This is a genomic window from Falsirhodobacter algicola (assembly GCF_018279165.1).
In the GTDB taxonomy this organism is placed as follows: domain Bacteria; phylum Pseudomonadota; class Alphaproteobacteria; order Rhodobacterales; family Rhodobacteraceae; genus Falsirhodobacter; species Falsirhodobacter algicola.
This window is the reverse complement of record NZ_CP047289.1, coordinates 1,138,151-1,159,867: the sequence shown is the minus strand read 5'-3', so window position 1 is coordinate 1,159,867 and position 21,717 is coordinate 1,138,151. Positions and strand designations below refer to the sequence as shown.

Annotated in this window: 20 protein-coding genes; 7 read left to right on the top strand and 13 right to left on the bottom strand. The window is 67.1% G+C overall.

The annotated features are described in order from the left end of the window. Positions 1 to 2: 2 nt before the first annotated feature. Both GR316_RS05810 and GR316_RS05805 read left to right on the top strand, forming a co-directional pair. Positions 3 to 1,670 carry a glycosyltransferase family 61 protein gene (locus GR316_RS05810; protein WP_211783030.1) on the top strand — a complete coding sequence of 556 codons (1,668 nt, stop codon included), beginning with the start codon at positions 3 to 5 and terminating at the stop codon, positions 1,668 to 1,670. Between the two features lie 60 nt (positions 1,671 to 1,730). Beyond that, a complete protein-coding gene (locus GR316_RS05805; protein ID WP_211783029.1) occupies positions 1,731 to 2,708 on the top strand; it encodes a type I glyceraldehyde-3-phosphate dehydrogenase in 978 nt (325 codons plus the stop codon). On the opposite strand, the gene GR316_RS05800 is transcribed toward GR316_RS05805, so the two are convergent. From GR316_RS05800 to puuE, 4 genes are read right to left on the bottom strand one after another with little or no spacing between them, the layout of a single operon-like run. After that, complete coding sequence (locus GR316_RS05800; protein WP_211783028.1) at positions 2,688 to 4,157, bottom strand: nucleobase:cation symporter-2 family protein; 1,470 nt, start codon at positions 4,155 to 4,157, stop codon at positions 2,688 to 2,690. The genes GR316_RS05805 and GR316_RS05800 overlap by 21 nt on opposite strands. 43 nt (positions 4,158 to 4,200) lie before the next feature. Further along, positions 4,201 to 4,677: an ureidoglycolate lyase gene (locus tag GR316_RS05795; RefSeq protein ID WP_211783027.1), complete on the bottom strand. Its 477-nt coding sequence runs from the start codon at positions 4,675 to 4,677 to the stop codon at positions 4,201 to 4,203. Then, a complete protein-coding gene (locus GR316_RS05790) occupies positions 4,674 to 5,492 on the bottom strand; it encodes a bifunctional allantoicase/(S)-ureidoglycine aminohydrolase (RefSeq protein ID WP_211783026.1) in 819 nt (272 codons plus the stop codon). Before GR316_RS05790 ends, GR316_RS05795 begins: the two co-directional genes overlap by 4 nt. Beyond that, positions 5,489 to 6,901 carry an allantoinase PuuE gene (gene puuE, locus GR316_RS05785; protein ID WP_211783025.1) on the bottom strand — a complete coding sequence of 471 codons (1,413 nt, stop codon included), beginning with the start codon at positions 6,899 to 6,901 and terminating at the stop codon, positions 5,489 to 5,491. Before puuE ends, GR316_RS05790 begins: the two co-directional genes overlap by 4 nt. A 96-nt stretch (positions 6,902 to 6,997) precedes the next feature. On the opposite strand from puuE, the gene uraH reads away from it, so the two are divergent. Continuing rightward, positions 6,998 to 7,324 (top strand): hydroxyisourate hydrolase, encoded by a 327-nt coding sequence (uraH, locus tag GR316_RS05780; protein WP_211783024.1) that lies wholly within the window; start codon positions 6,998 to 7,000, stop codon positions 7,322 to 7,324. Here the strand turns inward: uraH and GR316_RS05775 are convergent. From GR316_RS05775 to GR316_RS05765, 3 genes are all read right to left on the bottom strand, one after another. Beyond that, on the bottom strand, positions 7,321 to 8,124 hold the full coding sequence (locus GR316_RS05775; RefSeq protein WP_211783023.1) for a metallophosphoesterase family protein: 804 nt from the start codon (positions 8,122 to 8,124) through the stop codon (positions 7,321 to 7,323). The genes uraH and GR316_RS05775 overlap by 4 nt on opposite strands. After that, positions 8,121 to 9,038, bottom strand: coding sequence for a diacylglycerol/lipid kinase family protein (locus tag GR316_RS05770; protein ID WP_211783022.1), 918 nt, complete (start codon positions 9,036 to 9,038; stop codon positions 8,121 to 8,123). Before GR316_RS05770 ends, GR316_RS05775 begins: the two co-directional genes overlap by 4 nt. Before the next feature lie 88 nt (positions 9,039 to 9,126). Beyond that, positions 9,127 to 10,098, bottom strand: a complete 972-nt coding sequence (locus GR316_RS05765; protein WP_211783021.1) for a zinc ABC transporter substrate-binding protein — start codon at positions 10,096 to 10,098, stop codon at positions 9,127 to 9,129. A 67-nt stretch (positions 10,099 to 10,165) separates the two neighbouring features. On the opposite strand from GR316_RS05765, the gene GR316_RS05760 reads away from it, so the two are divergent. From GR316_RS05760 to GR316_RS05750, 3 genes are read left to right on the top strand one after another with little or no spacing between them, the layout of a single operon-like run. After that, entirely contained in the window at positions 10,166 to 10,642 is a 477-nt protein-coding gene (locus tag GR316_RS05760; RefSeq protein ID WP_211783020.1) for a Fur family transcriptional regulator, read from the top strand. After that, positions 10,639 to 11,364 (top strand): ATP-binding cassette domain-containing protein, encoded by a 726-nt coding sequence (locus GR316_RS05755; protein WP_211783019.1) that lies wholly within the window; start codon positions 10,639 to 10,641, stop codon positions 11,362 to 11,364. The genes GR316_RS05760 and GR316_RS05755 overlap by 4 nt, the downstream gene beginning before the upstream one ends. Then, complete coding sequence (locus tag GR316_RS05750) at positions 11,357 to 12,148, top strand: metal ABC transporter permease (RefSeq protein WP_211783018.1); 792 nt, start codon at positions 11,357 to 11,359, stop codon at positions 12,146 to 12,148. Before GR316_RS05755 ends, GR316_RS05750 begins: the two co-directional genes overlap by 8 nt. Here the strand turns inward: GR316_RS05750 and GR316_RS05745 are convergent. The 5 genes from GR316_RS05745 to GR316_RS05725 all read right to left on the bottom strand — a co-directional run bounded on the left by GR316_RS05745 (position 12,145) and on the right by GR316_RS05725 (position 17,665). Beyond that, positions 12,145 to 12,924 carry a GH25 family lysozyme gene (locus tag GR316_RS05745; protein ID WP_211783017.1) on the bottom strand — a complete coding sequence of 260 codons (780 nt, stop codon included), beginning with the start codon at positions 12,922 to 12,924 and terminating at the stop codon, positions 12,145 to 12,147. The genes GR316_RS05750 and GR316_RS05745 overlap by 4 nt on opposite strands. 108 nt (positions 12,925 to 13,032) lie before the next feature. Then, entirely contained in the window at positions 13,033 to 14,118 is a 1,086-nt protein-coding gene (locus GR316_RS05740) for a BMP family ABC transporter substrate-binding protein (protein ID WP_211783016.1), read from the bottom strand. A 15-nt stretch (positions 14,119 to 14,133) separates the two neighbouring features. Continuing rightward, positions 14,134 to 15,063, bottom strand: coding sequence for an ABC transporter permease (locus tag GR316_RS05735; protein ID WP_211783015.1), 930 nt, complete (start codon positions 15,061 to 15,063; stop codon positions 14,134 to 14,136). After that, positions 15,064 to 16,149 (bottom strand): ABC transporter permease, encoded by a 1,086-nt coding sequence (locus GR316_RS05730; protein WP_211783014.1) that lies wholly within the window; start codon positions 16,147 to 16,149, stop codon positions 15,064 to 15,066. Next, the gene (locus GR316_RS05725) at positions 16,136 to 17,665 is read right to left on the bottom strand and encodes an ABC transporter ATP-binding protein (RefSeq protein ID WP_211783013.1); all 1,530 of its coding nucleotides are present in this window, start codon (positions 17,663 to 17,665) and stop codon (positions 16,136 to 16,138) included. Before GR316_RS05725 ends, GR316_RS05730 begins: the two co-directional genes overlap by 14 nt. A gap of 332 nt (positions 17,666 to 17,997) precedes the next feature. On the opposite strand from GR316_RS05725, the gene dnaE reads away from it, so the two are divergent. Continuing rightward, positions 17,998 to 21,486, top strand: a complete 3,489-nt coding sequence (gene dnaE / locus GR316_RS05720; protein ID WP_211785044.1) for a DNA polymerase III subunit alpha — start codon at positions 17,998 to 18,000, stop codon at positions 21,484 to 21,486. 3 nt (positions 21,487 to 21,489) lie between these two features. On the opposite strand, the gene GR316_RS05715 is transcribed toward dnaE, so the two are convergent. Beyond that, the gene (locus tag GR316_RS05715; RefSeq protein ID WP_211785043.1) at positions 21,490 to 21,681 is read right to left on the bottom strand and encodes a SlyX family protein; all 192 of its coding nucleotides are present in this window, start codon (positions 21,679 to 21,681) and stop codon (positions 21,490 to 21,492) included. Positions 21,682 to 21,717: the final 36 nt, after the last annotated feature.

The window sequence follows — 21,717 nt, the reverse complement described above, 5'->3', positions numbered from 1 at the left end:
CCGTGAACCTTCCCCCCGTTCCCGAAGCCACGCCCGACGACGTGTTCATTCCCGGCGTCGATCCGGGAATGGCGCTGCTGCGGCGCGAGGATCTGGCCGTGTGCCTCGTGCCGCCGGTCGACGTGGACGGGCTGGTGCTGAGCAGCCAGCACGATCAGCGCGTGCGGATGGAGGAACTGCTGCGCAGCAAGCGCGCCCAGCGTTGGAGCGAGGGCGTGGTGTTTCCGGCGGTTCTGACCGTGGCGGACGATGTCGGCCTGCATCGCAGCCATGTCACCGTCGGCGGCAAGTTCTGCCCGTGGGGGCCGGGGGGATACCGGTTTCGCGCGGCGGCCCGCGACACCTCGCTCGATGCCGCCTTGGTGGAACGGTTGCAGGAGGCGTCCCACAGCTGCCGCCTCGAGGTCGAAAAGGACGATATGCGCGACCTCGATCTTCTGATCGATGCGCGGAACTTCCACGAATTCGACAGCTACCTGACCGAGACGCTGCCATTGCTGGAGCTTTATGCGCGTTACGATTTGCGCGGCCGCGTGATCATCGCGACCACATCGCGGACCCAGCAGAAGGGGTTCGTGCGCAATCTGATCCGCACATGGTTTCCCGAGCTTTCCGGCCGGGTGGAACTGCGTCAGGGGCCGCGGGATTTCGGGCGGGTTCTGCTGCCGCTCGACACGCGGCATCTCTATCATATGTGCCGTGGGTCGGTGATGCCCTCCCTGCCGAAGCTGGGCGAGGCTCCGTTCGGCCGCACTGCGGAGTTGTCCGGGGTGGCGGTCGCCAAGGCGAACAGCACCTTGGACACGGTGATGGCGTTCCGCGAACGGGTGCTGGCGCAGATACGTCCCAAGGGCCGTGGGCGCCGCCTCTATATCCAGCGCCGTTCGCGCCGTGCGCAGCGGGTCGTGAACGAGGATCTGCTGCTGGAGCGTCTGCGCCCCCTTGGTTTTGAGCCGGTCACCTTCGAGGATATGAGCATCGAGGATCAGGCCCGCACCGTCGCCGGGGCCGAGTTCCTCGTCGGGGTGCATGGGGCGGGGATCTCGAACATGCTGTTCGTCCCGAACGGCTGCAAGGTGATCGAACTGTCGAACATGCAGACGCTGCTTGCGCGCTGGGGGATGTTCAACGGGATGGCGCTGGCCTCGCAGGCCGAGTATCGGCATGTCTTCCTCGACCACGATTTCGCATTGCCGGATGTGATGCCCTCCATCGCCAAGGACGGCCATCGCGGGGTGGAGATCGACGCCTTCGCCGCCGCCGCGACGGCGGCATGGATCCACGCCCAGATCGACCCCGAGGCGCGCCTTGCCGCCCATGAGGAATGCCGCCGCCTGAACGAAGATCAGCGCTTCGACGACCTTTCTGCCGCGCTGGACCGGCATGATGACCTTCTGTTCCATCTGGCGGATGCGCATGTGTGGCGGGCGAATTGCGCGTCGCGGCAGGGGGATCGGCGCGGCGCGCTCGAGATGCTGCAACGGGCGATGGTGCTGGCCCCGGCGCGGCTGCCGCTCATGAAACGCATCCTGATCTTGGCCGACGCGCTGGGCGAGCGGGAGGTGTTCGATCGGGCCTCTGCGCAGTTCCTGAAGCTGCGTCCGCAGGCCGCGCGCCTGTTTCTGGCGGAGCAAGGCTGGATGCCGACCGAGACGCCGGCCGAAGAATAGCCCCCGATTGCGCTTGCGCCCGATCCGTGCTTGGTCGGGGCCAAACAGGCGGAGGGTGCGATGCGGGTGTTCCTCAACGGTTTCGGGCGGATCGGGCGGTCGGTCCTGCGGGCTTGGGTGCAAGGCGGTTGGCCGGCGATCGAGATCATCGGCATCAACGACATCGCCGCCCCCGAGATGTGCGCCTACCTTTTCCAATATGACAGCGTCTTCGGCCCCTTCGACGGCGAGGTCGCGCTGGAGGACGGGGCGCTGGTGGTGAATGGGCGGGCGATTCCGCTCTACCGGATGGCCGATATTTCCACGCTGGATCTGCGGCGGGTCGATGTGGTGATGGAATGCACCGGCCACAGCGATGCGCGCACGGTCGCGGTGCGGGGGCTGACGGCGGGGGCGGGGCGCGTGCTCGTATCGGGGCCTTCGGCGGGGGCGGATGTTACGCTGGTCCTTGGTGCCAACGAAGAGGCGCTGCGGCCCGAACATCGCGTCATCTCCAACGCAAGCTGCACGACCAATGCGCTGGCGCCGCTGGTGAAGCTGCTCGATGCGCAATGGGGCGTGGTGACGGGCACGATGACGACCATCCATTGCTACACCGGCAGTCAGCCGACGGTGGATGCGCCGGCGGCCGATTATGCCCGCTCGCGGGCGGCGGCGCTGTCGATGGTGCCGACCACCACCTCGGCGCAGCGGCTGCTCGATCAGGTGCTGCCCGCGCTTGCGGGTCGGGTGCAGGGATCGGCGGTGCGGGTGCCGGTGGCCTCGGTCTCGGCGGTGGATCTGGCGGTGATGACCGACAGACCCGTTACGGCGGCCGAGGTGAATGCCGTCTTTGCCGCCGCGCGCGGGGTGATCGGGGCGGTGCAGGGGCCGCTCGTCTCCACCGATCTGCGGGCGCGGCCGGAAAGCATCGTCATGGCCCTGCCGGAAACGCGCGTCACCGATCAGGGGATGCTGCGCGTCTTCGGCTGGTACGACAACGAATGGGGCTTTTCCAACCGGATGCTGGATATGGCCCTAGTGATCGGCGACGGCTGAGGCCGGAACCTCGCCGCTGGCAGGCTGCTGCGCGCCGTTGAAGAAGGCGTTCAGCACCACCGCCGCGATCGTGGCCAGGAGGATGCCCGAATCGATCAGCGGGTGCAGGGCGTGCGGCATCCACATCTTGAAATCGGGCGCGATCAGCGGGATCAGCCCAAGGCCGAGCGCCACCGCCACGACGAACAGGTTGTTGCGGTTCGTCTGGAAATCGACGTTCGACAGGATGCGGATGCCGGTCGCGGCCACCATGCCGAACATCACGAGGCCCGCCCCGCCCAGCACCGCCGTCGGTACCGATTCCACCAGCGCCCCCATCTTCGGCATCAGGCCGAGCACGACGAGGATCACCCCGCCCGCGATGCAGACGAAGCGGCTGCGCACGCCCGTCACGCCCACCAGACCGACGTTCTGGCTGAAGGAGGTGTAGGGGAAGGTGTTGAACAGCCCGCCGATCACCGTGCCGAGGCCGTCCGTGCGCAGGCCCGCGGTCAGCCGTTCGCGCGTCACCTCGCGGTCCGTCATCGCGCCGAGGGCAAGGAACATGCCCGTCGATTCGATCATCACGACGATCATCACCAGCGCCATCGTGGCGATCATCACCGGATCGAAGATCGGCAGGCCGAAATGGAACGGGGCGACGGGGGCGAACCACGCCGCCTCTCCGACCTTGGCGAAGGTCATCTTTCCGGCCACCGCCGCGACCAGCATCCCAAGGATGATGCCCGCCAGCACCGCGATATTGCTTAGGAAGCCGCGGGCAAAGCGCGTGATGCCAAGGATCGCAACAAGGACGAAGGCCGACAGCAGGATATTCCCGCCCGAGGCATAGGCCGGGTTCGGCTGACTTGCGGCGACGGCAAGGCCCTGCGGGACGGGCGGAACGCCGGGCTGGCCCGACATCTCGCGCATGGTCTGAAGCCAGCTCGCGGCCTCTGGGGCGACGACGCGCGGCGCGGTCGGCCCGACGGGGTTGCCGAAGATCCAGTTGATGCCGATCCGCATCAGGGTGACGCCGATCACGAGGATGATCGTGCCCGTCACCACCGGGGGGAAGAATCGCAGCAACCGGCCCATGAAGGGCGCGATCAGGATGCCGAAGATGCCGGCCGCAATGATCGCACCGAAGATCATCCGCGCCCCTTCGGTCCCCGGATGGCCGGATGCGATCGACAGCATCGGCCCGACCGAGGCGAAGGTGACGCCCATCATCACCGGCAGGCGCACACCGAACCACTGCGTCAGGCCGGCCGATTGGATCATCGTCACGATCCCGCAGGCGAACAGATCGGCCGAGATCAGGAACGCGACATCGGTGGGCGAAAGCTGAAGCGCGCGCCCGATGATCAAAGGCACCGCGACGGCACCGGCATACATCACCAGCACATGCTGAAGGCCAAGCGCGGCAAGCCGCCCGGCGGGCAGCCTTTCATCCACGGGATGCGTCATCGGGTCGTGTCCTTCCTATTGGGCTCTGCCGGTCTTCCGCCGGTCAGACGATGGTGCAGGGCGTTTCCAGCCAATGCTCCTCTAGGTTCGGAGTGCCTCCGATTCGGTCAATCACCGCAAAAAGGCCGGGCGCGTGCAGGGGCGTCAAAACGCCGTGCCAAGTGGCCCTGTGAAGGTTGATGCCTTGATAACAGGCAGTTTGAAAAGCGCGCGGCTGCCCCGGAATCCCGCCCGCATCCGGCGCGACGATGACCAGAAAGGGATGCGCGCTCATCGGGATGAAGGCCTGACTGCCATGGGGATGACGCTCCATCATCTCCAGCCGGTAGGGCAGGCTGCGCGGCTCGGCCCGGAAGAGGGAGATGCCGAGGCGTCCGCCCTCCGCCTCGAGGCGCGCGCGGTCGTGGAAGCGCCCGCACAGGCCCTGATTGATGATCATATCCGGCGGGCCCTCGGCCTCCAGCACGTCGCCGAAGGGCGCGAAGGCGGCTGCGGTCAGCGGCTCTATGCGCAGGATCATCGGATGCGCAGCCCCGCATGGCGGTTCACGTCCTTGTAGAGGAGATAGCGGAACGGCCCCGGACCTGCGGCGTAGCAGGCCTGCGGGCAGAAGGCGCGCAGCCACATGAAATCTCCGGCCTCCACCTCCACCCAGTCTTGGTTGAGTTTGTAGACGGCCTTCCCCTCGAGGACGTAGAGGCCATGCTCCATCACATGCGTCTCCTCGAAGGGGATGACGCCGCCGGGCTGGAAGGTGACGATGGTGACATGCATGTCGTGGCGCAGATCGGCCGGATCGACGAAGCGCGTCGTGGCCCAGCGGCCTTCGGTGTCCGGCATGGGGGTGGGCGGGGTGTCGCTTTCGTGCCGGATGATCGGTTCGGGGCGGGGAAGGCCCGCGCCGTCCCAGATCTTGCGGATCCAGTGAAAGCGCGCGGGCCCGTCGCCGGGATTGCGCAGCGACCATGGAACGCCCGCGGGGATATAGACGTAATGCCCGGCGCGCAGATCGTGCCGCGTGCCGTCCAGCGTCAGGCAGGGGGTTCCGTCCGTGATGAAGAGGACGCCCTGCGCCGCCGCCTCGGGCTCCGGCGCGTCCGATCCGCCGCCGGGTGCGACCTCCATGACATATTGGCTGAAGGTTTCGGAAAAGCCCGTCATCGGGCGTGCGATCAGCCACAGGCGCGTATCGTCCCATCCCGGCAGGAAGCTGGTCACGATGTCGGAGAACACGCCCTTGGGGATGAACGCATAGGCGTCGGTGAAGATCGCGCGGCCGGTCATCAATTGCGTCTGGGGCGGCAATCCGCCCGGCGGGGTGTAGTAGCGTGTCACAGCAGATCTTTCAGCCGGAGGAAGGCAATGCGTTCGACCTGCCGGCAGGCGGCGGCGAACTCGGTGTCGCGGTCATGGGCGATGCGGGTGCGGAAGGCCTCAAGGATGCCCGCCTTGTCGTGATCGCGCACGGCGATGATGAAGGGAAAGCCATGGCGCGCGACATAGTCTGTGTTCAGGCGCTGAAATTCCGCCCGTTCCGCATCGGTCAGGGCATCGAGCCCGGCGCTGGCCTGTTCGGCAGTGCTGTCGGGCGTCAGGCGGCGCGCGGCGGCCAGCTTGCCGGCCAGATCGGGATGGGCGTTCAGCACGCGCAGCCGCGCCTCCGGCTCTGCGCTGCGGAACACGCGGCAGAGGGCGTTGTGCAGCCCGGTGGCGCTGTCATGCGCGGGGCCAAGCTCCAGCTGCCACGCGCCCTCGGCGATCCAAGGCGAATGCTCGAAGATGCCGCCGAATCGCGCGACGAAGGCGTCGCGGTCCATCTGCGAGGGGCGCTCGCGCCGGATATGGGGATGGGCGCTGCGCCAGTGATCGGCGATCTGGCTGCGGGTCGCGAACCACGCGCCGCCCTTTTGCAGCGCATAGTCGAGGAAACGGATCAGCCCCGCCGCCTTGCCGGGCCGCCCGATCAGGCGCGAATGCAGGCCGATCGACATCATCTTAGGCCGCCCATTGTCGCCTTCGTTCCACAGCGTGTCGAAGGCATCCTTCAGATACTGGAAGAACTGCTCGCCGGTGATGTAGCCGGGGGCGGTGGCAAAGCGCATGTCATTGGCCTCCAGCGTATAGGGGATGACGAGTTGATCCCGCTCCCCCACCTCCAGCCAATAGGGCAGATCGTCGTCATAGGTGTCGGAGATCCAGTCGAAGGCCCCCGTCTCCGCCGTCAGGCGCACCGTGTTGGCCGAACAGCGCCCCGTGTACCAGCCGCGGGGCGGGGTGCCCACCACCTCGGTATGCAGGCGGATGGCTTCGGCGATCTGGCGGCGCTCCTCGGCCTCGTCCATGCCGCGATGTTCGACCCATTTCAGCCCGTGCGAGGCGATATCCCACCCCGCCGCCGTCATCGCCGCGACCTGCTCGGGGCTGCGGGCCAGCGCCGTCGCGACGCCATAGATGGTGACGGGCAGGCCGCGCGCGGTGAAGATGTCGTGCAGACGCCAGAACCCGGCCCGCGCGCCATAATCGTAGATGGATTCCATGTTCCAATGCCGCTCTCCGGGCCACATGCTGGCACCGGCGATGTCGGAGAGGAACGCTTCGGAGGCCGCATCGCCATGCAGAATTGAATTCTCGCCGCCTTCTTCGTGGTTCAGCACGAGGCTGATGGCGACCTTTGCGTCGCCGGGCCATGCGGCCGCGGGCGGGCGGCCGCCATGGCCGGACAGATTGCGGGGGTAGCGATTCATCGGCAGCTCCTGTGTTGCGAACATAAGAGCCGAAGAGTCTGGTCTTTTTCAAGAAATCCGTGACACTGCAGCGACGACGCCGAACGGAGGGATGTCATGGGACGACTGACAACGCATGTACTCGATACGGCCCGCGGCCGGCCCGCCGCCGGTGTTCGGATCGAACTTCGCCGGGGCGGGGCGCTTCTTGCGACGACGGTGACGAATGCCGATGGCCGCACCGATGCCCCCGTGGCCCAGCCGATCGAGGCGGGCGACTATGAACTGCTGTTCCACGCGGGCGATTATCTGCGCGCGACGGGGCAGGATGACGGCTTTCTCGATCTGGTGCCGCTGCGGTTCTGCGTCGCGGATGCAGAGGCCCATTATCATGTGCCGCTGCTGCTCTCTCCCTTCGCCTATTCCACCTATCGCGGCAGCTAGGCCGGGCGCGGATCGTCCAGCCGCAGCCACCCTTCGGGGGCGCGGCGGAAACGGATGGCGGCGGTTTCCTCGAACCGGGCCTCGTGATCGGCCGAGATGGCGCGCACGGTGATCTCGGCGCGCGAGACATCGAGCACGTTGAAGCTGTTATCCTGCTGGCGCAGCCGCGTCGAAAGCCCAGTGCCCGCCTGCACGAACAGCAGCCCCGGCGCGGTGGTGAACGGCCCGATATGGGTGGTGTGGATATGCCCGCACAGAACGACATCCGCCCCGCAATCGGCAAAGGCCCGCAGCGCCTTCGCCGCGCCGCGCATCAGGCGTTTGTCCGTGCCCTCCAGATGCTCCAGCGGGTGGTGCAGCACGACGACGCGCGCCTTGTCGCCCGCGGTGGAGAACGCCTCGCAGACCCGCCGCAGCGTCTGATCGCGCAGCCGCCCGGTCTGATGCGCCCAGCGGTTCACCGTATTCACCCCGACGACCTTCAGGCGGTCATTCTCGAAGGTCGGTTCCAGATCGGCGTCGATATGGCGGCGGTAGCGCGCCCATGGGCGCAGCAGCCGCATCGGCAGATTGTCGAGCGGCGTGTCATGATTGCCCGGCACCGCCAGCAGCGGCGCATCGATGCGGTCGATGAAGGCCCGCGCCTCGGCGAATTGGGAATTGCGGGCGCGTTGGGTGAAATCGCCGGAGATGACGCAGAGATCGGGCTTCAGCGCGTTCGTGCGGTCGAGAAGCGGTTCCAGAAGGGCGGGGGAGGTGCGGCCGAAATGCAGGTCCGACAGATGGACGATCCGTCTCACGGCGTATCCACCCGATCGGCAGCGTCCGGCAGGATGATCGACAGCGCATCGCGCAGGATCTCGAATCGGATGGGGGTGGGCATGCGGGACTTCTCTCCGTCATAGGCAGCCAAAAGGCTCGATTTGCGGGTGTCGATGGTAAAGCTGTCGGCGTGCAGAAGGGTCACGTCGCGGTTCAGCGCGACCTTGCGCGTGCACAGCCGCCACGTCGTCTTCAGCAGGGCCAGCCGCCCTTCGGCCTGCGCGATGAAGAGGACGAGATCGTCGTCGCTGATCTCCGCCGCGCCGGGCAGGCCGAACCGCTCCAGTTGATAGGCGGAGCGGGCGACGAAGATCAGCGGCGTGCTGACCGTCTGCGTCCGCCCGTTCATCGACAGCGTGACACGCCACGGCTTGCGATAGCGCATGAAGGTCTTGAGCACGGACCAATGGGCGGCGATGCGGCGGCGGCCGAAACGCTCATACACGCTTTCGCGCTGCTTCAAGATGGCGGGATAGATGCCGAGGCTGGCATTGTTCAGGAACACCGTGCCGTTCACGGCCCCGACGGAAATGCGGTGGGGGTGCCCGTTCAGGATGGCCTGCGCCGCGGCGCGCGGATCCTGCGGCAGTTGCAGCCCGCGGGCGTAGTAGTTGAAGGTGCCAAGCGGCAGGACCGCGAGGTTCGCATCGCCATGGACCAGCGCATTGGCGACGCCCATCACCGTGCCGTCGCCCCCCGCCGCGACGATGGTGGTGAAACCGTCATCGACCGCGCGGCGGACGGCGTCCTTCATATCCTCGCCATCCTGCCAATGGCGCAGGGTCGCCGTGCCGAACACCTCCATCGCCGCGTGGATCGCCTGCGCGTCCTGGCTGTTGCGGCCGGATCGGGGGTTGGCGATCACGCAGATCGTCGTGGGGTCGAGGGGCATCGCACTCTCCTGTCCTGGAGGGTGAACGCGATGGCGGCCGCTTGGGTTTCATGGCCCGCCGCACCCGATGGCGGGCGGGCCACGCGCCTTATTTCAGGCAGGCGACGAGGGAGGAGGAGAGCGTCTCCATCAAGGTGGCGTAGAGCTGCGGGCCCGGCTCCAGTTGGCTGCCCTCGGGGTCGAGCGCATCGCCCAGCTTCACGTCCGCATCCTCGGCCATCTGGGCCGAAAGCTTCGGATCATGCTGCACTTCGGGGAAGATGCAGGTGGAGGGGCCGGCTTCGTTGCGGATCGCCGCCAGCCGCGCCGCCGAAGGGGAGGAGGCATCGCCCGGCGAGATCGACCCGGCGAGCGACAGGCCGTAATGCTCGGTGAAATAAGTATAGGCGTCGTGGAAGACGACGAAGGACTTGCCTTGGATCGGGGCGAGTTCGGCCTTCAGCTTGGCGTCCAGCTCTTCGATCCCGGCCTCGGCCCGTTCGGCGTTCGCGGCATAGGTGGCCGCGTTGTCCGGGTCGATCGCCGACAGCTTTTCGGCGATGGCGCCCAGCCACAGGATGGCGTTGTCCGGGTTCAGCCACGCATGGGGGTCGAGGCCGTCATGGTGGTGATGCTCCTCGCCTTCCTCTTCGTCGTGGTCGTCGTGATCGTGATGATCGTGGTCCGCGTGATCGTCGTGGTCGTGGCCCGCGTGATCGTCCTCGTCCTCGTCCTCGTCGTCATGGGCATCCGCGGCATATTGGTGGGCGTGCAAGCCCTCCACATGCAAAAGCTGCAGATCGTCCGCCGACAGGCTGGACAGCGTGCTCGACAGCCATGGCGACATCTCCGGCCCGGCCCAGATCACCAGATCCGCGTCTTGTAGGTTGCGCGCTTGGCTGGGGCGAAGCTGGAAGTGGTGCGGATCGGCGCCCATGGGCAGCAGTTCGTCCGGCGTGCCCACACCCTCCATCACCTGCGCCACGAGCGAGTGCACCGGAGAGATGTCGGTCACGACCTTCACATCGGCAAAGGCCGGGGTGCAGAGGCTCGCCAATGCGAGCGATATGGTATAACGCATTCGAATGCCCTTTCATCACGTCGAGCAAAGGGCTAAATGTGATAGTATAACAAGTCAAGAGGCTGTCATGGACCCATTGCCCTTCGGATGTCACGATCATGCGCATTGCGCCGGTGATCTGCTGGCCCGGGCCGAGGCCATGGCCGCGGAACGCAAGCTGCGGCTGACCCCGGTGCGCCGCCGCGTGCTGGAAATCCTGCTGGAGGAACACCGCGCGCTGGGCGCCTATGACGTTCTGGAACGCCTCGCGGCGGAAGGGTTCGGCAACCAGCCGCCCGTTGCCTATCGCGCGCTGGAATTTCTGGTGGAGCAGGGCTTTGCCCACCGCATCCGCCGCCTCAACGCCTTTGCCGCCTGCATGCATCCCGGCGAGGCGCATGCCCCGGCCTTCCTGATCTGCCGGTCCTGCAATCAGGTTGCCGAAGCGCCCGCCGAGCCGGTGCGCGCCGCGCTGGAGCAGGCGGCGGGGGAGCGGGGCTTCGTCATCGAACGTTCCAACATCGAGGCCGTGGGCCGGTGCCCCTCCTGCCGCGAGGCCGCATGAGCCTTCTATCCGCCGAGAATGTCAGCGTCACGCTGGGCGCCCAACCGGTGCTGCGCGATGTGTCCCTGAGCCTCGATCCGGCCGAGATCGTCACCATCGTCGGCCCGAACGGGTCGGGGAAATCGACGCTGCTGCGCACCCTTCTGGGGATCGTCCCGGTCGAGGCCGGGCGCGTGAGGCGCGCGCCGCGCCTCCGGCTCGGCTATGTGCCGCAGAAGCTGGCGCTGGATCCGACCCTGCCGCTGCCGGTCGGGCGTTTCCTGTCGCTGCCGCATCGCAGATCCGCCGCCGATATCGGTGCCGTTCTGGCCCGCGTCGGCCTGCCGGGGGTGGAGCGGCGGATGCTTTCGGGCCTGTCCGGCGGGCAGATGCAGCGCGTGCTTCTGGCGCGGGCGCTGCTGGCCAATCCGCAGGCCATCCTGATGGACGAACCGACGCAGGGCCTCGATCAGCCCGGCGAGGCCGCGTTCTACCGTTTGCTGGAAGAGGTACGGCAGGAAACCGGCGCGGCCGTTCTGATGGTCAGCCACGATCTGCATGTGGTCATGGCCGCTTCGGACCGGGTGGTCTGCCTGAACGGGCATGTCTGCTGCGAAGGCGCGCCGCGGGTCGTGTCGAACGCGCCCGAATACCGCGCGCTTTTCGGCGAGGGGACGCGCGGGGCGCTCGCGCTCTATCGCCATCACCACAATCACGATCACGACGGGTGCGACCATGCTTGACGATTTTCTGGTGCGCGCGGCGCTGGCGGGGGTGGGCGTGGCCTGCGCGACCGGGCCGCTCGGCGTGTTCGTCGTCTGGCGGCGGATGGCCTATTTCGGGGATGCGACATCGCATGCCGCGATCCTCGGGGTGGCGCTGGCGCTGGCGGCCGATATGCCGGTCGCCCTTGGGGCCGCGCTGGTTGCGGGGGCGATGGGGCTGACGGTGGCGGGGCTCGCGGGCCGGGGCTGGGCCGCCGACACGGTGCTGGGGGTGCTGGCGCATGCCGCGCTCGGGACCGGGCTCGTCGCGATCAGCTTCGTGCAGGGCGTGCGCATCAGCCTCGAGACGTTCCTCTTCGGCGATATCCTTGCCGTGTCGCGGATGGATCTGCTGACCATCTGGGGCGGGGCCGCGCTGATCTCGGCGCTGATCGCATGGCGCTGGAACCGCCTGCTGCTGACCACCGTGAACGAGGATCTGGCCCATGCCGACGGCGTGTCCCCCATGCGGGAGCGGCTGGTGCTGACGCTGGCGCTGGCGCTGGTGGTGGCGCTGTCGCTGAAGATCGTGGGCGCGCTTCTGATCTCGGCGCTGCTGATCATTCCGGCGGCGGCGGCGCGGGCGCTGTCCCGCAGCCCCGAAGAGATGGTGTTCGGCGCGACGGCCCTTGGCGCGATCGCCGCGCTGGCGGGGCTGTGGGCTTCATGGCATTTCGACACACCGGCCGGGCCGTCCATCGTGACGGCCTCGGCGGCGCTGTTCGTGCTGTCGGCGGTGTTCGGACGGTTGCGCCGGGCCTAGCGCTGCTGGCGCAGGGCGAGCCATGTCGCCCATTCCTGCTCCGACCCGCGGAAGGCGTTGATGTCGATGCGCCCTTCGACCCCCGGAATGAGGCCGGTGCCGGTGTACTGCCAGAAGGTCCAGTCATGTCCCGGATGCACCTCGGACGGGTGCCCGGCGACGGAGCGGAGCCAGAACTCCACCCCCGGCACGCGCCACATCTCGTTGTCGCGGAAGAAGTCCACGGTCGAATAGATGATCGGCTTCTGCCCGTAATAGGCCGTGACGATGGAGGCGAAGGTGGCCGCGTCTTGACGCACCTCTTCGGCCGGGGGGCGGCGGCGGCAGGTCTTGGAGGTCGGCGTCCATTCCATGTCGAGGACGGGCGGCAGATCGCCCGCGCGGCGCGGCACATTGGCGATGAACCATGCCGCCTGCTCCTGTGCCGTGCGGCAGAAATAGTAGTAGTGATAACCGCTGCTGGGAACGCCCGCAGCCCGCGCGGCCGACAGATGGCGGCCCAGCATCGGATCGACGTAATCGCCGCCCTCGGTCGCCTTCACGAAAGCAAAGCGCACGCCATGGGCGCGCAGGCCGTACCAGTCCACATTGCTTTGATACCGGGCGACATCCACGCCATGGATCGCATAGGCCGCCGGGACATTGCGCCCCCGCCAATCATAGGGGGCCGCATCGCCGAACTGGCGCGGCAGGCCCGGAACGTAATCGGGTGCCCGCGATCCACAGGCGGACAGGAGAACGAAGATCAGCAGGAAGAGCAGGCGGTGAGGGCGCATCGGGGCTCCGAGGGGGCACGGGAATCGTCCTCCCTTGTGCACGGTATCGGATGCGGCGTCACGGGGGCGTGACGGGGGCGCGGCGGAAGACCGCGCCCCCGTCGGAACTCAGTTCGGGATCTGCCCGGTGATGCCCTCGACAAAGAAGTTCATGCCGGCAAGATCGGCATCGTCCGGCGTTTCGCCATCGGCCAGCCATTCGGTGCCGTCCTGCTTGTTCAGCGGGCCGGTGAAGGGATGCAGCTCGCCCGAGGCGATGGCGTCGCGCACCTTCTCGGCCTCGGCCTTCACATCGGCCGGAACGGCGTCCGTGATCTCGCCGATCTGAACCTCGCCGCCCGCGATGCCGGCCCAAGTGGCGCCCTGTTCGTAGGTGCCATCCAGCAGCTCGCCCACACGTTCGATGTAGTAGGGGGCCCAGTTGTCGATGATGGAGGCGACGCGCGGCGAGGGTTTGAACTCCGCCATGTCGGAAGCCTGACCGAAGCCGATCACACCCTCGGTCTTGGCCGCTTCGGCCAAGGGCGCGGTGGAATCGGTGTGCTGCAGGATCACGTCCACGCCCTGTTCGATCAGCGCGCGGGCGGCGTCGGCCTCCTTGGCCGGGTCGAACCAGCTATAGGCCCACACGACCGAGATCGTCACATCCGGGTTCACCTTCTTCGCCGCGAGATAGGCGGCGTTGATGCCCTGAATGTTCTCCGGGATCGGATAGGAGCCGATATAGCCGATCTTGTCCGATTTCGTCATCATCCCGGCGATGGTGCCGGTGACGGCGCGGCCTTCGTAGAAGCGCGCGTCATAGGTGGAGACGTTCGCATGATCGCGGCGGTAGCCGGTGGCATGTTCGAACTTCACGTTCGGGAACTTGGCCGCGACGTTGTTCACCGCGTCCATATACCCGAAGGAGGTGGCGAAGATGATGTTGCAGCCCGACAGCGCCATCTGCGTCAGCACGCGTTCGGCATCCGCGCCCTCGGGGACGGATTCCTGATAGGTGCTGGCATCGACGCGGTCGCCGAACTCTTCGATCAGGGCTTTGCGGGCCTGATCGTGCTGGAAGGTCCAGCCGCCATCGCCCACCGGGCCGACATAGATGAAGCACGCCTTCACCTTGTCCATGCCCTGCGCGAAGGTCGCGGCGGGCAGCGCCATCAGTGCGGCGGCGGTCGCCAGAAGCAGTCTGCGTTTCATTGGTGTCTCCCCGTTTTATTGTGATGTGTGGAACGTGCGCCCCAGATCGGCCGGCGCACCCATGGTGCGCCCCCGGCCCGAGGATATCAGGACAAGGACGAGGATCGTGATGACATAAGGCGACATCGACAGATACTCGACCGGGATGCGGCTGCCAGCGGCTTGAAGGTTCAGTTGCAGCACGCTGATGCCGCCGAAAAGCCACGCGCCCAAAAGAACGCGCCACGGCTTCCAGCTGGCGAAGACGACGATGGCAAGGGCGATCCAGCCCGCGCCCGAGGTGATGCCGTCGGTCCATTGCGGCACGCGCACCAGACTGACATAGGCCCCGCCGCAGCCGGCCATCGCCCCGCCGAACAGCAGCGCCAGAACGCGGATGCGCCGCACCTTGTAGCCGAGGGCGTGGGCCGCCGCATGGCTTTCGCCCACCGCCCGCAGGATCAGCCCGCCGCGCGTGGATTTCAGATACCAGCCGATCGCGAAGACCATGGCGAAGGACAGATACACCATCCAGTCATGCGAAAAGACGATGGGGCCGAGGACCGGGATCTCTGCCAGCGGGCCGAGGGGCACATCCCCCGTCACCGGCGGGCGGATGCCGTTCCAGCCCTGACCGATCAGGCTGGAAAGGCCCAGCCCGAACAGCGTCAGCGCCAGCCCGGATGCGACCTGATTTGCCAGAAGGACCTGCGTCAGCACGGCGAAGATCCCGGCCATCGCCGCCCCGGCCGCCGCACCCGCCACGAAGCCGAGGAACGGATTCCCGGTCGAGACGGCTGCGACGAATCCCGTCACCGCGCCCACGATCATCATCCCTTCCACCCCGAGGTTCAGGGTGCCGGATTTCTCCACCACCAGCTCCCCGAGGGCGGCCAGCAGGATCGGGACCGAGGCCACGATCAGCGTCGACAGAAGCGTGACGAAATTGATGCCACCGATATCCATTCACACGGTCTCCCTGCTGGACCAGCGGATGCGGTAATTCGTCAGGATGTCGACCGCCAGCAGGAAGAAGAGCAGCATCCCTTGGAACGCCTGAATGGCGGCGGCGGGCAGGCCCAGCATGAACTGCGCCAGTTCCCCGCCGATATAGGTCAGCGCCATCAAGAGGCCGGCGAGCAGGATCCCCACCGGGTTCAACCGGCCGAGGAAGGCGACGATGATCGCGGTGAAGCCGTAGCCCTGTGCGAAATCGAGGTTGATCTGCCCCGCCGGTCCCGTCACCTCGAAGAGGCCCGCCAGACCGGCCAGCGCCCCCGAGATGCCGAAGCAGATGATCACCAGCCGCCGCGGAGACACGCCGGCAAAGCGCGCCGCGCGCGGGGCTTGACCCGCCAGCCGGATCGAGAAGCCGAGCATGTGGCGTTGCAGCAGCACATAGGCGAAGATCACCGCGATGAAGGCCGCGACGACCCCCCAATGCATCCCCGTGCCCGTCAGCAGTTCGGGATTGGCCGAGGAAGCCCATTGCGACAGGTTGCGCGATCCGGGAAAGCCCCCGCCCTCGGGGTTGCGCAGCGCGCCCAGCGCCATGGACGACAGGAGTGACTGCGCGACATAGACCAGCAGAAGCGAGACCAGAATTTCGTTCGTGCGGAACACCGTGCGCAGCAGCGCCGGGATCATCGCCCATGCGAAACCGCCCGCCGCCCCGGCCAGCACCATCAGCGGAAAGATCAGCCGACTGTCCATCGGATAGAGGGCAAGGCCCGCCGCCGCCCCGGTGATCGCGCCGATGACGTACTGACCCTCGGCGCCGATGTTCCAGACACCGGCGCGGAACCCCAGCGACAGGCCGATCGCGATCAGGATCAGCGGCCCCGCCTTCACCAGAAGCTGCGGGCGGGAATAGGCCGCGAATTGCGGATTGAAGAGCGGGTCCCAGAAGATCGTGCGGATCGCCGCCACCGGGTCCTTACCCAGAAGCGCGAACAGGATGCCGCCCGCGATCATCGTCAGCGCCACGGCCAGAAGCGGCGTGGCGATGGCCCATGCCCGTGAGGGCGTGGCCCGCTTTTCAAGACGCATCATGCGCCACCTCCATGCCGTGCGCGCCGCCCATCTTCAGGCCGATTTCCTCCACCGTCAGGCCGGCGACGGGGCGCGGCGGGCTGAGGCGACCTTCGTTCAATGCCGCAAAGCTGTCGGCGATTTCAAGCAGTTCGTCGAGATCCTGCGAGATGACGACCACCGCCGCCCCCGCCGCCGCCCGATCGAGGATCGCCTGGCGGATCGCGGCGGCGGCCACGGCATCGACGCCCCATGTAGGCTGGTTCACGACGATCACCGCCGGTTCCTGCGACAGCTCGCGCCCGATGACGAATTTCTGCAGGTTTCCGCCCGACAAGGCGCGCGCCGCGACCTCGGTGCCGGGGGTGCGCACATCGAAGCCCGCGATCACGCTTTCGGCGAAACTGCGCGTCCGCGCCCAATCGATGAAGCCGCGCCGCACCAGCCCGCGGCGCAGGGCGCCCGACAGAAGGGCGTTCTCGGTCAGGGTCATGTCGGGGGCGGCCGCATGGCCCAGACGTTCTTCGGGGGCGGAGACGAGGCCCGCCTGTCGCCGCACCTGCGGGCCGCAATCCCCAAGGGGGCGGCCATGGATGCGCACGCAGTCCGGCGCGGTCGGCAACTCGCCGTTCAGCGCCAGCAGCAATTCGTCCTGACCGTTGCCGGCCACGCCCGCGATGCCCAGCACCTCGCCGCCGCGCACCTTGAAGGCGATGTCGCGCAGCGCCGTGCCGAACGGAATGGGCGAGGGGGCGGACAGGGCCGCAACCTCCAGCACCACATCGCCCTTGGGGGTGGCGGCGCGTTCGGGCGGGGTCAGCACCGTGCCAACCATCAGTTCGGCCAGTTCGCGGGCCGTCTTCTCGCGCGGGGTGCAGCGGGCCACGACCCGGCCGCGGCGCAGGATTGTCGCCGCGTCGCACAGGGTGCGGATCTCTTCGAGCTTGTGGCTGATATAGAGGATCGAGGTTCCTTCGGCCGCCAGCTTGCGCAGCGTCTTGAACAGGATCGCCACCTCTTGCGGGGTCAGCACGCTCGTCGGCTCATCCATGATCAGAAGGCGCGGGTCCTGCAGAAGGCAGCGCACGATCTCCACGCGCTGACGCTCGCCCGCGCTCAGATCGCCGACGGTGCGGTCCGGGTCCAGCGGCAGGCCGTAATTGGCCGAGGTGGAGCGGATGCGGTCGGCCAATTCGCGCATGGGGGGCGGCGTTTCCATGCCGAGGGCGACATTCTCGGCCACGGTCAGCGCGTCGAACAGGCTGAAATGCTGGAAAACCATCGCCACGCCGGACTGGCGCGCGCTGGCCGGGCGGTCGGGCACGAATTCGCGGCCCGCAAGGATCATCTGCCCGGCATCCGGCTTCACCAGCCCGTAGATCATCTTCACGAGGGTGGATTTCCCGGCGCCGTTCTCTCCCAGCAGGGCATGAATCTCGCCCCGGCCTATGGTGAAGCCGACATCGTCATTGGCCACCACGCCCGGATAGGCCTTGGTCAGGCCGTCCAGTTGCAGCAGCACGTTGCCCCCTGTCATCCGCGATCTCCGTCTCGGTGTGCGTGCACATCAATACGTTCGTTCGGGCCCGGACCGCAATGGGATGCAAGGGCGGGGATGTGCGGGGACGGGCCTGCGCCGCACATCGGCGGCGTTCCGTCCCGTCGGGACGCAGAAGGCATAACACATCCAGCCGCGGTACTGGTCGATCCCCGTCCGAGGAGGCCCCGCCCGATGCGGCGTAGAGAGGAGCGCTTGAAAAAGACGCTGGCCGCATCGCACCTGCCGCGTCAACGGGCAGGTGATCGCGGATCGCCATCTTTCGGGTCTCTGCCGCTTTTCCGGGCGCGCTTGCCGCGTTATCAAGCGGCATGTCGAATCCTGTCCGCTTCATCCATCTGCGTGTCCATACCGAACACTCGCTTCTCGAAGGGGCGGTGCCGGTCAAGAAGCTCGTGAAACTCTGCGCCGATGCGGGGATGCCCGCCGTCGCCGTGACCGACACGAACAACATGTTCTGTGCGTTGGAATTCTCAGTCATCGCTTCGGGGGCGGGGGTGCAGCCCATCGTCGGCTGTCAGGTCGCGGTCGATTACGATCCGGCCCAGCCCGGAGAGAAGCCGCGCCCCGCCGCGCCCATCGTTCTGCTGGCGCAGGACGAGGCGGGGTATATGAACCTGATGAAGCTGTCCTCCTGCCTCTATGTGGACAAGGGCGGGCAACTGCCGCAGGTCACGCTCGGGGAACTGGCCGCCCATAGCGACGGGCTGATCTGCCTCTCGGGCGGGCCGGACGGTCCGGTGGGGCGTCTGCTGCGCACGGGGCAGCGCGCGAAGGCCGAGGCGCTCATGGCCCGCATGGCCGCGATCTATCCCGGCCGCCTCTATGTCGAATTGCAGCGCCATCCGGGCGAGGGCGGCCGCCTTCCCGAGGCCGAGGCCCTGTCCGAGCGCGGCCATGTGGAGATCGCCTATGCCGCAGGTCTGCCGCTTGTCGCGACGAACGATGTCTATTTCCCCAAGGCCGACATGTACGAAGCGCATGATGCGCTGATCTGCATCGCCGAGGGCGCCTATGTCGATCAGAGCCAGCCGCGCCGCCGCCTGACCCCGCAGCATTACTTCAAATCCGAGGCGGAGATGTGCGCGCTGTTCGCCGATCTGCCCGAGGCGCTGCAGAACACCGTCGAGATCGCCCGCCGCTGCGCCTTCAAGGCCAGCAAGCGTGCCCCGATCCTGCCCCGCTTTGCCGAAGACGAGGTGGAGGAGCTGCGCCGTCAGGCCCGCGAGGGGCTGGAACGGCGGCTGGCCGTCATCCCCCATGCGGTGTCGGTGGAGGAATATCACGCCCGGCTCGATTTCGAACTGGGGATCATCGAGAAGATGGGCTTCCCCGGCTACTTCCTGATCGTTGCCGATTTCATCAAATGGGCGAAGGATCACCAGATCCCGGTGGGGCCGGGCCGGGGGTCGGGGGCAGGCTCGCTCGTGGCCTATGCGCTGACGATCACCGACCTCGATCCGCTGCGCTATGCGCTACTGTTCGAACGGTTCCTGAACCCCGAACGGGTGTCGATGCCGGATTTCGACATCGACTTCTGCATGGACCGGCGCGAGGAGGTGATCCGCTACGTTCAGGGCAAGTATGGCCGCGACAAGGTGGGGCAGATCATCACCTTCGGCGCGCTTTTGTCCAAGGCGGCGGTGCGCGATGTGGGCCGCGTCCTGCAGATGAGCTTCATGCAGGTGGATCGTCTGTCGAAGATGATCCCGCTGGAGGGGGTGAAGCCCGTCTCCATCGCCAAGGCCTTGGCCGACGAGCCGCGCCTGCGCGAAGCCGCCAAGGAGGAGGTGGTCAAACGCCTTCTGGATTACGGTCAGCAGGTGGAGGGGCTGCTGCGCAACGCCTCCACCCACGCGGCGGGCGTGGTGATTGGGGATCGGCCGTTGGACGCGCTGGTGCCGCTGTATCAGGATCCGCGGTCGGACATGCCGGCGACGCAGTTCAACATGAAGTGGGTGGAAGCGGCCGGCCTCGTGAAGTTCGACTTCCTTGGTCTGAAGACGCTGACGGTGATCCAGAACGCGATCGACCTGATCCGCAGCGGCGGGCGCGATCTGCACACCGCCGCCGACGGGCGGCGCCTCTACGATCCCGAACCGGGGACCGAGAACGACATCGGCCACATCCCCTTGGACGATGCCGCCACCTACGAATTGTATTCCGCCGCGCGCACCGTGGCCGTGTTCCAGGTGGAAAGCAGCGGCATGATGGATGCGCTGCGGCGCATGAAACCGACCTGCATCGAGGACATCGTGGCGCTCGTCGCCCTCTATCGTCCCGGCCCGATGGAGAATATTCCCGTCTATTGCGAGGTGAAGAACGGCCTGCGGGAGATCGAGTCGATCCACCCCACGATCGATTTCATCCTGAAGGAGACGCAGGGCATCATCGTCTATCAGGAACAGGTGATGCAGATCGCGCAGGTCATGGCGGGCTATTCGCTGGGCGGGGCCGACCTTCTGCGCCGGGCGATGGGCAAGAAGATCGCCGAAGAAATGGCGAAGGAGCGTCCGAAGTTCATCAAGGGGGCAGCCGAAACCCATGGGATCGACGCGAAGAAAGCCGGCGAAGTCTTCGACCTACTGGAGAAATTCGCTAATTACGGGTTCAACAAATCGCACGCGGCGGCCTATGCCGTCGTCAGCTATCAGACCGGCTGGCTGAAGGCGAACCACCCGGTGGAGTTCATGGCCGGGGTCATGAACTGCGATATCGACCTGACCGACAAGCTCGCCATCTATAAGCGCGAGGTGGACAAGCTGGGGATCGAGACGGTGCCGCCTTGCGTGAACCGTTCGCTCGCCACGTTCAGCGTGCGGGACGGCAAGCTGGTCTATGGCCTCGGCGCGCTGAAGAATGTCGGCGTGGAGGCGATGCGTCTGATCGTCGAAGGGCGGGGCGATCGTCCCTTTGCCAGCCTCTTCGACATGGCGCGCCGCGTCGATCTGAAGCGCGTCGGCAAGCGCCCGATGGAGATGCTGGCCCGCGCGGGTGCCTTCGACGGGCTGGACCGCAACCGCGCCCGCGTTTTCGAGGCGCTGGACGGTCTGTGCGCCTATTCGGCGGCGGTGCACGAGGCGCGGGCCTCGGCGCAGGTGTCGCTGTTCGGCGAGGCGGGGGACGATCTGCCCGAACCGCGCCTCGGAAGCCGCGACGACTGGCTGCCGGTGGAGCGTCTGGCCGAGGAGATGAAGGCGATCGGCTTCTATCTCTCGGGCCATCCGCTCGACGATTACATGGGCCCGCTGCGGCGCAAGAACGTCATGACGCTGACCGAACTGACGGAGGCGGCGGCCTCGGGGCCGAAGGCGGCCAAGCTGGCGGGGTCGGTCGGATCGAAGCAGGAACGCAAGTCGGCGCGGGGCAATCGCTTCGCCTTCGTGCAACTGTCCGATCCGACGGGGCTTTACGAGGTGACGGTCTTTTCCGACACGCTGGATCAGGCGCGCGATCTACTGGAGCCGGGCAGCAACGTCGTCCTGACCGTGGAGGCGCAGCTGGAAGGCGATACGCTGAAGCTGCTGGCCCGCGCGGTGCAGCCGATCGACAGCGTCGCGGCCGACAGCGCCGGGGGCGGGCTGCGCATCCATCTGGAGCGGGCGGAGGCGGCGGCCTCGGTCGCGGCGCTGTTCGCCCGGCTGGACGGGGCGCGCGGCCGCGGGGAGATCCGCTTTTGCGTGACCGACGATGCGGGCCGCGAGATCGACCTTGCGCTGCGCGACCGCTATCCCGTCACGCCGCAGGTCAAGGGCGCGATCAAGGCGATGCAGGGCGTCGTGATGGTGGAGGACCTTTAGCCCCTACCAATGGGGCGGGCGCTGATCGGCAAGGGGGATCGTGCCGCCTTCGGCCTCGCGCTCGGCCTCCCGCTCCATCAAGAGGCCGACGCGGCGCGATAGGCGCGTGATCTCGGTCTGCTGACGGGCGACGACCTCCGACAGGTCTTCCACCATGCGCTGAAGATGCGCGATCTGTTCCTCGATCCGGTCCATACGTTCCCTTGGCGGCCTGTCTGCGACTTGTCGCGC

What these genes read in the sequence shown, in the direction of transcription:
- GR316_RS05805 (WP_211783029.1), top strand. Translation starts at nt 1,731, where the DNA reads ATGCGGGTGTTCCTCAACGGTTTCGGGCGGATCGGGCGGTCGGTCCTG.
- GR316_RS05800 (WP_211783028.1), bottom strand. Translation starts at nt 4,157, where the DNA reads ATGACGCATCCCGTGGATGAAAGGCTGCCCGCCGGGCGGCTTGCCGCG.
- GR316_RS05795 (WP_211783027.1), bottom strand. Translation starts at nt 4,677, where the DNA reads ATGATCCTGCGCATAGAGCCGCTGACCGCAGCCGCCTTCGCGCCCTTC.
- puuE (WP_211783025.1), bottom strand. Translation starts at nt 6,901, where the DNA reads ATGAATCGCTACCCCCGCAATCTGTCCGGCCATGGCGGCCGCCCGCCC.
- uraH (WP_211783024.1), top strand. Translation starts at nt 6,998, where the DNA reads ATGGGACGACTGACAACGCATGTACTCGATACGGCCCGCGGCCGGCCC.
- GR316_RS05770 (WP_211783022.1), bottom strand. Translation starts at nt 9,038, where the DNA reads ATGCCCCTCGACCCCACGACGATCTGCGTGATCGCCAACCCCCGATCC.
- GR316_RS05765 (WP_211783021.1), bottom strand. Translation starts at nt 10,098, where the DNA reads ATGCGTTATACCATATCGCTCGCATTGGCGAGCCTCTGCACCCCGGCC.
- GR316_RS05760 (WP_211783020.1), top strand. Translation starts at nt 10,166, where the DNA reads ATGGACCCATTGCCCTTCGGATGTCACGATCATGCGCATTGCGCCGGT.
- GR316_RS05755 (WP_211783019.1), top strand. Translation starts at nt 10,639, where the DNA reads ATGAGCCTTCTATCCGCCGAGAATGTCAGCGTCACGCTGGGCGCCCAA.
- GR316_RS05750 (WP_211783018.1), top strand. Translation starts at nt 11,357, where the DNA reads ATGCTTGACGATTTTCTGGTGCGCGCGGCGCTGGCGGGGGTGGGCGTG.
- GR316_RS05745 (WP_211783017.1), bottom strand. Translation starts at nt 12,924, where the DNA reads ATGCGCCCTCACCGCCTGCTCTTCCTGCTGATCTTCGTTCTCCTGTCC.
- GR316_RS05740 (WP_211783016.1), bottom strand. Translation starts at nt 14,118, where the DNA reads ATGAAACGCAGACTGCTTCTGGCGACCGCCGCCGCACTGATGGCGCTG.
- GR316_RS05735 (WP_211783015.1), bottom strand. Translation starts at nt 15,063, where the DNA reads ATGGATATCGGTGGCATCAATTTCGTCACGCTTCTGTCGACGCTGATC.
- GR316_RS05730 (WP_211783014.1), bottom strand. Translation starts at nt 16,149, where the DNA reads ATGATGCGTCTTGAAAAGCGGGCCACGCCCTCACGGGCATGGGCCATC.
- GR316_RS05725 (WP_211783013.1), bottom strand. Translation starts at nt 17,665, where the DNA reads ATGACAGGGGGCAACGTGCTGCTGCAACTGGACGGCCTGACCAAGGCC.
- dnaE (WP_211785044.1), top strand. Translation starts at nt 17,998, where the DNA reads ATGTCGAATCCTGTCCGCTTCATCCATCTGCGTGTCCATACCGAACAC.
- GR316_RS05715 (WP_211785043.1), bottom strand. Translation starts at nt 21,681, where the DNA reads ATGGACCGGATCGAGGAACAGATCGCGCATCTTCAGCGCATGGTGGAA.